Origin of the sequence: Caproiciproducens galactitolivorans, from assembly GCF_026672255.1 — a bacterium.
Classification (GTDB): Bacteria; Bacillota; Clostridia; order Oscillospirales; family Acutalibacteraceae; genus Caproiciproducens; species Caproiciproducens galactitolivorans_A.
The window spans coordinates 196,536-206,417 of record NZ_JAPOHA010000006.1 but is presented as its reverse complement, the minus strand read 5'-3'; the positions used below and the strand labels follow the sequence as shown (position 1 = coordinate 206,417).

The following is a 9,882-nucleotide window of genomic DNA, read 5'->3' as shown; positions in this document are numbered from 1 at the left end:
ATACTTGGCTGGCAACGGCCCGGAACAATAGGTAGGCGCCAACATCAACTGGTAAGGGACATCTGTTTAGATGTCCCTCTATTTTTGGCTTTTTGTTTCCATGCACATATAAATGTTCTTCAGCGCCCGATTATGGGTTGACATAAACTTACTTTTTCGGTATGATAAAGCAAGTGCCGCAAAATAGAATATTCTCACGTATAACCCCGCGAACAGGTAAGGGCGGGGGTTTCTACAGGGAGCCTTAACTTCCTAACTACGCAGATAAACGTTTTACTTTATCGGTAGTTAGGATTTTTTTGCGTATTCAGAGTTTTTTGTATTTATCAGGAGGGGAATCAATGAAGTATTTCATCTCAGTTTTTCTGGGGGCAATGAGCTATGGAATTTTATCAACGATCGTTGTACTGGCCTATGGAGAAGGATATCAGCTTGGGGAAGTCGTTGGCTCGCAGCTCTTAATGGGATTTGCCTTATCATGGATTTTGGCTTTTCTCATTAAAATGAACGAAAGGCATAACCACAGGAAAGGAAAGTCCTCAGCATCGGATGGTACAAGGACTCCCTTAACATGGAAGAAACGGCTTATCCTGATGCTGGCCGGAACGTCCACCGTTGCTACCAGTCTGGTCTACTATCAATCGCTTCGTTATAATTCGGCTTCGCTGGCAGTTGTGTTACTGTTTCAGTTTACCTGGATGACTACGCTGATTCAGGCGGTTTCCAACCGTCAGCGGCCCAACCGTATCATGGTATTGACGCTGTTGATCCTGCTGGGAGGAACCGTATTCGCCGCGGGACTGCTGGAACAGGGTTCAACGCACCTTAGCATGCCGGGAATCGTATTGGGGCTTCTTTCGGCTGTCACTTACACCCTGTTCGTGTTCTTTAACGGGAAGGCCGTGCCGGACGCCCATCCGGCTTACCGAAGCGCGTGGATGATCACAGGAGGATTTATCCTTTTGTGCGTAATTTTCCCGCCGCATTTCCTGTTTCAGGATTTCTTTGGCGGAAAACTAATCCTGTTCGGTTTTCTGTTAGGAACATTCGGCGCTTTCATCCCGCCTTTATTGTATGCCGTAGGGGTACCGCATATCGGAGAGAGTATGGCAGGCATTTTAGGGGCTGTGGAACTGCCGGTTGCCGTATTGATGTCTTCCGTCGTTTTACACGAGCAAATCAGTTTTATGCGTTGGGCCGGGGTCGTTCTGATTTTATTTGGCGTAATGTTCCCCAAACTGCATGAATTAAAACAAAAGCGGAAAATTGGTCAGTCAAAATCAGAACCCCAGTCTGTTCTGTGAGTACGCTAAAACAATAAGCAAGGGACCTGGTTTGTAAGAAATGCTTTCAAACGGGGTCCCTGTTTTCTATACAAGTTCATAATATTTCATCCCGCATCCGGTGATTTCTATCTTAAAAATGTGGATATATTTCGCAGATCATGATATATTAATCAGAATAGAAGGAGAGGATTACATGAAATTTTGCTGGAGTACATTGACGGTTAAAAATTTAGAGGAGTCCATAAAATTTTATCAGGATCTTGTCGGGCTGGAAGTGAACCGGAGGTTTCAGGCCGGCCCGGGAACGGAGATCGCCTTTTTAGGCAGCGGAGAAACAAAGATAGAGCTGATTTGTAATCAAGCAAAGCCGCAGATTGCGATTGGAAAAGATATTTCATGGGGATTCGAAGTCGATTCTGTTGACCGAATGATGCAAACGGTTCAGCAGAAAGGAATACAAATCGAGGGTGGCCCGTTCCAGCCCAACCCGCAGACAAAGTTCTTTTATGTGCTTGATCCAAACGGTATGAAAATTCAATTTGTGGAAAATCATTGATGAAGCGCCTTTGAAACGGGTTAGTGCCGGCTCAGTTCTTGGGGTGCAGAACTTCTAAACGATGGACGAAGTAAGCTGTTTTAGACAATCTGCGGAGCTGCGGCTATCCTGTTACGGTATCCTGAAAACAAGCCGGTGAAAATAAAAGGCCGATGCAGGGCCGTGAAGCGGGGAAATTTAATTCCTGCATCGACTGTATCGGCTACATGTACATAAAAGAGAAGATCGGCGAGTTTCTGTGCCGGGAGAGCGTTTTTATTGAACCTTTGAAAAGAAGGAAAAAAACGAATGCCCTTTTGGCATTGAAATGAATTTACTAAAGATGGTTCGAAGAATATCGGGGAAAGTCAATCAGGCGGTACCGGATTCCGCCCTTTCTATGAAAAACCTTGGCTTCCAATTGGAATGCGTATTTTAACAGTTAGGAGTAGCAAACATGGTGAAAATCGGGATTGTGGGCGCCGGTGGTATGGGCACGGTGCATCACAGCAATTATGCTCATATCGATGACTGTCGGGTTGTTGCGGTGGTGGGAAAATCTTCTCAGGATAAAGAGCGTGCCGAGGAATGGGGCCTGCCGATGTACGACACCATTTCCGAGATGGTTCAGAATGAACCGGTCGACTTGGTGGATGTCTGCACTCCGACTTTTCTGCACAAACAGCAGGTTATGGAGGGACTGGAGCTTGGCAAGCATGTTATAACCGAAAAGCCGATTGCCCTTCACAAAAAAGATGCGGAAGAAATGTATGCCCTCGCTTCCCCAAAGGGCGTGCAGCTTTATGTGGCACAGGTGATGCAGTTTACCAACGAAATCAAGGTGCTGCGCAGCCTGGTTCAAAGCGGGGAATATGGGCCGGTTTTAGACGCGGAATTCGAGCGGCTGACCGCCTGCCCGCGCTGGTCGCAGGGCGGATGGCTGTTTGACAGGGAAAAAAGCGGCCTTTTGCCGTTTGATCTGCATATTCATGATCTTGACGTGATTGTCAGCCTGTTTGGGGAGCCGGAGGACTTTTCTTTTACCAGCTGTGCGGGAAAGGAAAGAACCTATCAGGAACATTACCGCTTTCAGTATTCTTATAAGGACTTGAATGTTTGCGCGGAGGCGGCGTGGTTCCACGCGGACATCCCCTTCACGGCCCGCTGGAGGGTCTATTTCGAAAACGCAGTGGTCATTCATGACGGGACGCATGTTACCGCGTATCCGTTTGATCACGAACCGGTCGTATTTGATACGGAAGATAAAATAAAAATACCGACCGGAATTAATGTTCCGTCTACCGGCTGGTATCTTACGGAGCTAAGCCATTTTATCGAATGCGTGAAGAAGGGAATCCCTTCGCCCTATGTCAGCCGCGAACAGGTACTGACGGTTTTAGGCCTGCTTGAAAGGATTTCTGAGAATATCAATTAACCGGAAGCAGAAAGCATCCGGAAAAATATAAAACAAAACGCCCGGTCACACCGGGCGTTTTGGCGTTTGACAGTTCTGTTTCTACCTGTAAAACGGCTTTTTCAGTCTTTTACAGGCTTCATTTTTTCCATAATTCTTTTCATGGTATTGGTGGACTGGATCAGGGCGGCTTTCTCTTCATCGGAAAATTGATCGAAGCGGGGCCGAAGCGTGTCTACCACTTGCTGCGTCGATTTTTTTATCTGGCTGCGGCCGTACATGGTTAACCGGATTAAAACAAGGCGCCGGTTGGTTTTATCTTGCACCCGTTCTACATATCCCTTTTCTACCAAGGTATTCACAACTTTTGTAAGCTGTTGTTTGGAAATATCCATTTCATTGGAAAGATGCGTCATGCTGAGTAAATCGTGCGATTCTAAAATGCGGACGGCTTGCGCCTGCGTAGGAGAAAGGTTGCTGAGGGCTTTTTGCTCAAGCGGGCGTAAAAAGGTTTTGTTGATTCGTGGGACGATGCATAATAAGTTCGCAATCAATTCGTCGAAATCGATGGAATCCATCTATCTTCACCTGCCGATTATTTCATTTATTGTCTTTGTATTATAGTATTAAAGTAAACAAATGTCAATAATTAACTTTCTGTTAACTTTCAATAACTGTTTACTTTTCTATTTACTTTAAAATTTAAATGCGCTATACTACAATACATTAGTAAATAAAGGAATATTTTTTCGTAAATGGAGGAGATAAATGGGGTACTGTTTTATATTATAAGGGGATTGAATTTGAATTTTCATGCTCATAAAGGAGAAAGGATATAAACTATGAAGAGAACAGTGAGTCTGCTCATAACAGTATTGCTTGTGCTTTCTGTAATGACACCGGCGTATGCCAAGACGAAATCGGAAACGGTAACCATATCGCTTGACAAAATAGAAGATCTTCTTCCCAGTTCAACAACCGGTGAGAAGTATTCTCTACAGCTTTTAAACGCGAAACTGAAGTACCTTGCCTGCTGCAATGACGCCCTGAAAACCGTTTCCAATGCCAATACCTATGACAGCAAAGCACAGGCACAGGCTGTTGCGGAGAAGAAGCTGGAACTGGGGTACATTTCCCAGAAGGAATATGACGACACCGTTAAAAATTTGAAGGATACGGTTACCGGCCAGACGACCGACACCAGCACCCGCGCCCAAAACCTGTTAAGCCTTCGCCATCTGTTCGGTCTGGACGACGATGACAAAATGACGGTTCAGGCGGCGGATTACAGTAAAATTAACCTTGATAAAATCAATAACGTCAGCTATAAAAGAGACTTAAAGGATAATGATTTAAACGATCTTTCCGGCAATGACGCGACGGATACAGAGCTGACCGGCAAAGTGGAAGCCTTTAAAAGCCTGTATGATGCTTTGTATCACGCCAGTTTAACTTACCAGACCGCTCTGACGGACTATCAGACAAAAGAATCCGACGCAAAACTGGTACAGTCGAAATTCCAACAGGGCTATGCAACAAAGCAGGAGCTTGACGATATCAACCGGGATTTGTCTACCCTAAAAACCACACTGGATATTGACAGGAACAATCTGTATGCCGCGTATCTCAAATATGATTTCGTACGGAATAATCCTGACGATTATCCATCTGTATTTGCGAATTAATCAATGGTGTTCGTTGGAATAGGAGTATTTGTAGAATGAAATTGAATATTTTCAGTAAACTGAAATTTAAAAAAATAAAAAAGAAGAAACTTTTTATTTTTCTGGGCGTTGTAGTCGTTGTTGCAGTAGGATTTTTTATGTTTCAGAAACCGGATGCGAGTAAACAAGCAGGATTTGCAAAAACGGGTATGACGGAGCTGACGAAAGGAAGCCTGCGGGATACCGTTAATGTGTCCGGAACGGTAAAGAGCAAAACGTCAAAGAATGTTTATACGACGCTGGCGTTTCCTGTAAAGGAAGTAAAAGTTGAAGTAGGGGATAAGGTGAAGGCCGGCGACGTTCTGGCGGTTCTGGATGCCTCCACACTGGATAAAGATGTGGAAAGCGCCAAGTACAGTACGGATTCCCTGAATACCAGCAACAAACTGACCCTTGATAAAGCAAAGTCGGATTATGACAATGCCCTCCATCAGTACAATAACAATATGAACAGCGAATTAATCAATGCAAAGTCGGCGGTTGATACCGCCCAGCAGGATCTGAAATCGGAGCAGAGCACCTATAATTACGATAAATATATGTACAGCCAGGGGCAGCTTTCCAAAATGGCTCTGGATCAGGAACAGATCAAGCTACAAAATGCGCAGAATACATATGATAAGGCCGTTGTTACCCTGAAGGCCACGCAGAATAAAGTACAGCAGGATTTACAGGCGGCGAAGAATACCTACGAAGCCGCGCTGGCCAAATCAAAAGACAAGAGTCAGGAGGTTCTTCTGGAAAAACAGCAGAAGAATTTGCAGGATTCCATTATTAAGGCGCCGGTAGACGGTACCGTTACCGCTTCCAATGCAACCGTCGGTTCAACGCCTACGGGCGCTATGTTTACCATTGATGACACCAACAGCTTAAAGGTGAACGCGGAAGTGAAGGAATTCGATATCAGCAGGGTTACCGTTGGCAAGAAAGTGGATGTTAAGCTGGATGCAACCGGAGAAAAGGTCTTTCCCGGAGTCGTGTCGAAAATTGCTCCTGCCGCAACGGCCAGCACACAGGGCACCAGCAACGTCACTTTTTCCACCGAGATTACCATAAACGATAAAAGTCAGGCAATTAAAATCGGTATGAAGGCGCGCATGAACATTATCATCAATGAAAGAAACGATATTTACACCGTTCCTTACGATGCCGTGCAGTACAAGGAAGACGGCAGTGCGTTCGTATACACAGCGGTAAAAGAAAAAGATGTTTATAAAGCAAAGGAACTGCCGGTTAAAACCGGGCTTGCCAATGATATTTCCATTGAAATCTCCGGTTCCGGCATTAAAGATGGGGTAAAGATTGTCAGCAATCCGGAAAACATACAAGCCGGCTCCATCCTGAACCTGTAAAGGGGGATGCGGTATGAGCGGTAAAGTAATTATCGATATGCAGCATATCAATAAGAATTTCTACATTGGGACCCCAAACGAGCTGCATATTATAAAAGATATGAGCCTGACGGTAACCGAAGGGGCTTTCGTATCCATCGTCGGCGCTTCCGGTTCCGGTAAAAGTACCTTGATGAATATGGTCGGCGTGCTGGACCGTCCGACGTCGGGGGACTATATTCTGGACGGCATCCCGATTGCAAAAATGTCGGATAACGATATGTCGGATGTTCGCAACCGGAAAATCGGCTTTGTTTTCCAGACCTATAACCTGATTCCGCGCAGCAGCGCCCTGAAAAATGTGGAGCTGCCGATGCTTTATGCGGGCATGGACAGAAAGACGCGGACAAAACGGGCGAAGGAACTGCTTGACATGGTCGGAATGAAGGACAGAATGCATCATCAGCCGAACGAGCTTTCCGGCGGGCAGAAGCAGAGGGTAGCCATTGCGCGGGCGCTCGCAAACGACCCGGCAATGATTTTGGCCGACGAACCCACCGGCGCGCTGGATTCTGCAACCGGCCGCATGGTGATGGATCTTTTGCATAAGGTTCATAAAGAAGGCGGCAAGACGATTGTCCTGATTACGCACAATCGTGATTTGGCCGCGGAAACAGAGCGCATTGTAACGATCAAGGACGGCATGATTGTGTCCGACGTTTCGAATAAGCCCCAGTCGGAAGAAAAGGTGGAAGCTTCATGTTCCTGAAAGAAAACATACTTCTTGCTATTGCAGGATTAAAATCAAATAAAATCCGGGCGCTGCTTACCATGCTTGGCATTATCATCGGTATCGGTTCTGTCATTGCCATCGTCACCATCGGAAACGCGCTTACCTCCAGCGTGTCGGATACGTTTTCGTCCATGGGCGCCAACAATATCCTGGTAAACGTAACGGAAAGGGAGGCGGACCCATACAGAGGCTCAAGCGGAAAAATGGACGATGAGGATTTAATTTCCATGGAACAGCTGGAAAGATTCCAGGCAAGATATGCCGATGAGATCGGCGCGATAGCGATTTCAATCGGTTCCGGCAGCGGGAAAGTGAAGGATGGCAGACGATATGCAAATATCAACATCGAGGGCGTAAACGAAGGCAGTAAGGATATTAACAATATAAAGATGCAGAAGGGACGCTTTCTGAACGCGAAAGACGTTAGTGCCTCGCGCAAGGCGGCGGTTGTATCGGATAAGCTGGTACATAATATCTTCAAGGATAAAACCGACCCTCTGGGAAAGGAAATTAATATTTACAAGGACGACGGCGTCGATTCCTATACGATCGTCGGCGTGTACAAGTACGAGCAGAACGCCTTCCAGGGAGGGGGACAGACCACCTCCGATCAGGACCTCAGCACCACGATGTACATTCCCGTTACCGTGGCGCAGCAGACGGCAGAAAATCAGAATTTTCAATACTTTATGGTGAAATCGAAGCCATCCGTCGACACGGCTGTGTTCGCGGGTACCGTGCAGAAGTACTTTGACGGGCTTTATGCGAACAATGAGAAATATACCTGCCAAATTCAGAATATGGAGAGTTACCTGGCGGAAGCCACCTCCACGCTGAACACCATTTCCGTCGCGGTTGCGGCGATTGCGGCGATCGCCCTTTTGGTCGGCGGAATCGGCGTGATGAATATCATGCTGGTTTCGGTAACCGAAAGAACCCGGGAAATCGGTACCCGCAAGGCGCTCGGCGCGCGAAGTATTTATATTAAGATGCAGTTTATTGTGGAATCCATTATCATCTGCGTAATCGGAGGAATCATCGGGGTCCTGTTTGGAATCGGGCTGGCGGCGGTCGGTGTGAACCTGCTCCATGCCACTTTGAAGATTTCCATCCCCATCATCATTATCAGCGTGGGATTTTCAATGTGCATCGGCGTGTTTTTCGGCTATTACCCCGCAAGCAAGGCGGCGAAGCTCGATCCGATCGAAGCACTGCGTTATGAATAATCCGTAAAACAGGCGAATGTATCTGTGGACCGCGAACAATAGTCATGAAAAAAAGCCTCCAATCGTAAGATAAAGCTGCGATTGGAGGTTTTGTTATGCCGGGAAAATCTGCACCCTATTGAGTGTACAGGGTAAAAGGACTTTCATATTTTGTTTTACATTTGGACCGCGTCGGTGGGAACATTGGCGTACAGCGCAACGCAGTAGGCCAGATTCTTTGCGATTTTATCCGTATTGTTTTGAATCCACTGCACATCCTGTACATTGTCATGATAGGCCGTTTCGATCAGGCAGTGCGGCATTTTCGGCATGTACATCTCCCAAAGCTCGTCCTTTGTGTTAAAATCGACGGCGTTGTTATCGGGATACAGGAAATTGCTCTGCAAAATCTGGGCGAAGCGAAGGCTCTGGGAACCGTTGGAGGGATATAAGATCAGGGTTCCGTTGGTTTTCGGGCCGCCGTCGCGCGCATTTGAATGAATCGAGAGATAAAGGTCGCAGTTTGTATCGGAAGCCTGTTTCGCGCGGGCGGTGATCGTCGCTTTCTGCGTGCGGTAAGTGCCGGTCTGCGGAGCGGCAAGAACGGACTCGATGCCGTACTGCTTTAAATATGGCTGCATGGCCGCGGCGATTTGCCGCATATGGTATTCTTCATTTCCGGAGCCGTCGCAGTAAGGGTTCCAGGTCTGGCAGGAAGGGCTTAAATAGACTTTAAAAGCCTTGCCGGCTTTCGCGCGGGGAGCAATGCTGGAATGGTATGTACCGGAAGCTTTCGCAGCCCCGCCGCTTCCGGAGGCGGACAAACAGAGCGGTGTAAAATTGACCGCGCCGGAAAACAGACATCCGATGAGAAGCATCAGTACAGAGAATCCAATTCTTTTTTCCTTTTTCATTTGATCACTCCTATTTCTAAACTTTCAAAATATACGATTGATTAAAGGAAGAAGCCGGACTATAATTGGAACAAGTATCTTAGCATGGAAAAGCGCGCGGGGACGCGCGCGAATAAAGGAGGAAATCGAAAATGTCACAAAATCGCGTTATGGAAACACTGCTTGAACGGCGCTCTGTCCGCGCTTACCGGTCGGAACAGATTTCGGAGGAGGAGTTAACCGATATTCTGCACGCTGCAAAATATGCACCGACGGCAAGGGGCCTTCAGGCAAGGCATTTTACGGTTATTCAGAATAAACAGTTTATTGCAGAAATCGTTTTCGCGGCGAAGGGAAACAGCGTAAACGACGGGGAGGCTCCCTTCTATAACGCCCCCACGATGATTGTTCTTTCCGCCCCGCAGGACGCAAAGTACGGGCGCGAGGACTGTGCCTGTGCAATTATGAATATTATGCTTGCCGCGCAGGCGCTGGGTCTTGGAACCTGTTATATATGCTCCGTTCTGAACGGTCTTCGCGACGCCGGAATCCTCAGCCGTTTGAAGCTTCCGGAAGGCTATATCCCGTTCGGCAGCGTAGCGGTCGGTTACCCGAAAGAGCACGCACCGGCTCCGAAGGAACGCCGCACCGACGATATCAGTTACATTCGGTAATACACCACATAAAAACGAGGGCGCCGG

10 protein-coding genes and 1 riboswitch are annotated in these 9,882 nt (G+C 47.1%); of the genes, 8 read left to right on the top strand and 2 right to left on the bottom strand.

What is annotated here, in order from left to right; translation table 11 throughout:
- Positions 1 to 176: 176 nt before the first annotated feature.
- Positions 177 to 279: riboswitch (purine riboswitch) on the top strand.
- Between the two features lie 62 nt (positions 280 to 341).
- The 3 genes from OUY18_RS07765 (at position 342) to OUY18_RS07755 (ending at position 3,256) form a co-directional block, all read left to right on the top strand.
- Complete coding sequence (locus OUY18_RS07765) at positions 342 to 1,304, top strand: EamA family transporter (RefSeq protein ID WP_268058194.1); 963 nt, start codon at positions 342 to 344, stop codon at positions 1,302 to 1,304.
- Between the two features lie 175 nt (positions 1,305 to 1,479).
- Complete coding sequence (locus OUY18_RS07760) at positions 1,480 to 1,842, top strand: VOC family protein (protein WP_268058193.1); 363 nt, start codon at positions 1,480 to 1,482, stop codon at positions 1,840 to 1,842.
- A gap of 436 nt (positions 1,843 to 2,278) precedes the next feature.
- The gene (locus OUY18_RS07755; RefSeq protein ID WP_268058192.1) at positions 2,279 to 3,256 is read left to right on the top strand and encodes a Gfo/Idh/MocA family protein; all 978 of its coding nucleotides are present in this window, start codon (positions 2,279 to 2,281) and stop codon (positions 3,254 to 3,256) included.
- Positions 3,257 to 3,357: 101 nt separating this feature from the next.
- Here OUY18_RS07755 and OUY18_RS07750 read toward each other — a convergent pair whose 3' ends face one another.
- Positions 3,358 to 3,813: a MarR family winged helix-turn-helix transcriptional regulator gene (locus tag OUY18_RS07750; protein ID WP_268058191.1), complete on the bottom strand. Its 456-nt coding sequence runs from the start codon at positions 3,811 to 3,813 to the stop codon at positions 3,358 to 3,360.
- Between the two features lie 264 nt (positions 3,814 to 4,077).
- Between OUY18_RS07750 and OUY18_RS07745 the strand changes: the two genes are divergently transcribed.
- From OUY18_RS07745 to OUY18_RS07730, 4 genes are read left to right on the top strand one after another with little or no spacing between them, the layout of a single operon-like run.
- Positions 4,078 to 4,920 (top strand): hypothetical protein, encoded by an 843-nt coding sequence (locus OUY18_RS07745; RefSeq protein ID WP_268058190.1) that lies wholly within the window; start codon positions 4,078 to 4,080, stop codon positions 4,918 to 4,920.
- A gap of 35 nt (positions 4,921 to 4,955) precedes the next feature.
- Positions 4,956 to 6,311, top strand: a complete 1,356-nt coding sequence (locus tag OUY18_RS07740) for an efflux RND transporter periplasmic adaptor subunit (RefSeq protein ID WP_268058189.1) — start codon at positions 4,956 to 4,958, stop codon at positions 6,309 to 6,311.
- Between the two features lie 13 nt (positions 6,312 to 6,324).
- Positions 6,325 to 7,059 (top strand): ABC transporter ATP-binding protein, encoded by a 735-nt coding sequence (locus tag OUY18_RS07735; protein WP_326492986.1) that lies wholly within the window; start codon positions 6,325 to 6,327, stop codon positions 7,057 to 7,059.
- Positions 7,050 to 8,309 (top strand): ABC transporter permease, encoded by a 1,260-nt coding sequence (locus OUY18_RS07730; RefSeq protein WP_268058188.1) that lies wholly within the window; start codon positions 7,050 to 7,052, stop codon positions 8,307 to 8,309. The genes OUY18_RS07735 and OUY18_RS07730 overlap by 10 nt, the downstream gene beginning before the upstream one ends.
- Positions 8,310 to 8,464: 155 nt before the next feature.
- Here the strand turns inward: OUY18_RS07730 and OUY18_RS07725 are convergent, their stop codons facing one another.
- On the bottom strand, positions 8,465 to 9,202 hold the full coding sequence (locus tag OUY18_RS07725) for an N-acetylmuramoyl-L-alanine amidase family protein (protein ID WP_268058187.1): 738 nt from the start codon (positions 9,200 to 9,202) through the stop codon (positions 8,465 to 8,467).
- Positions 9,203 to 9,333: 131 nt separating this feature from the next.
- Between OUY18_RS07725 and OUY18_RS07720 the strand changes: the two genes are divergently transcribed.
- Entirely contained in the window at positions 9,334 to 9,855 is a 522-nt protein-coding gene (locus OUY18_RS07720; protein WP_268058186.1) for a nitroreductase family protein, read from the top strand.
- The last annotated feature ends 27 nt before the right edge of the window (positions 9,856 to 9,882 follow it).

Excerpts from the sequence above, each read along its gene's own strand:
- OUY18_RS07745 (WP_268058190.1), top strand. The coding sequence starts at position 4,078 with ATGAAGAGAACAGTGAGTCTGCTCATAACAGTATTGCTTGTGCTTTCT.
- OUY18_RS07755 (WP_268058192.1), top strand. The coding sequence starts at position 2,279 with ATGGTGAAAATCGGGATTGTGGGCGCCGGTGGTATGGGCACGGTGCAT.
- OUY18_RS07760 (WP_268058193.1), top strand. The coding sequence starts at position 1,480 with ATGAAATTTTGCTGGAGTACATTGACGGTTAAAAATTTAGAGGAGTCC.
- OUY18_RS07765 (WP_268058194.1), top strand. The coding sequence starts at position 342 with ATGAAGTATTTCATCTCAGTTTTTCTGGGGGCAATGAGCTATGGAATT.
- OUY18_RS07720 (WP_268058186.1), top strand. The coding sequence starts at position 9,334 with ATGTCACAAAATCGCGTTATGGAAACACTGCTTGAACGGCGCTCTGTC.
- OUY18_RS07750 (WP_268058191.1), bottom strand. The coding sequence starts at position 3,813 with ATGGATTCCATCGATTTCGACGAATTGATTGCGAACTTATTATGCATC.
- OUY18_RS07730 (WP_268058188.1), top strand. The coding sequence starts at position 7,050 with ATGTTCCTGAAAGAAAACATACTTCTTGCTATTGCAGGATTAAAATCA.
- OUY18_RS07735 (WP_326492986.1), top strand. The coding sequence starts at position 6,325 with ATGAGCGGTAAAGTAATTATCGATATGCAGCATATCAATAAGAATTTC.
- OUY18_RS07725 (WP_268058187.1), bottom strand. The coding sequence starts at position 9,202 with ATGAAAAAGGAAAAAAGAATTGGATTCTCTGTACTGATGCTTCTCATC.
- OUY18_RS07740 (WP_268058189.1), top strand. The coding sequence starts at position 4,956 with ATGAAATTGAATATTTTCAGTAAACTGAAATTTAAAAAAATAAAAAAG.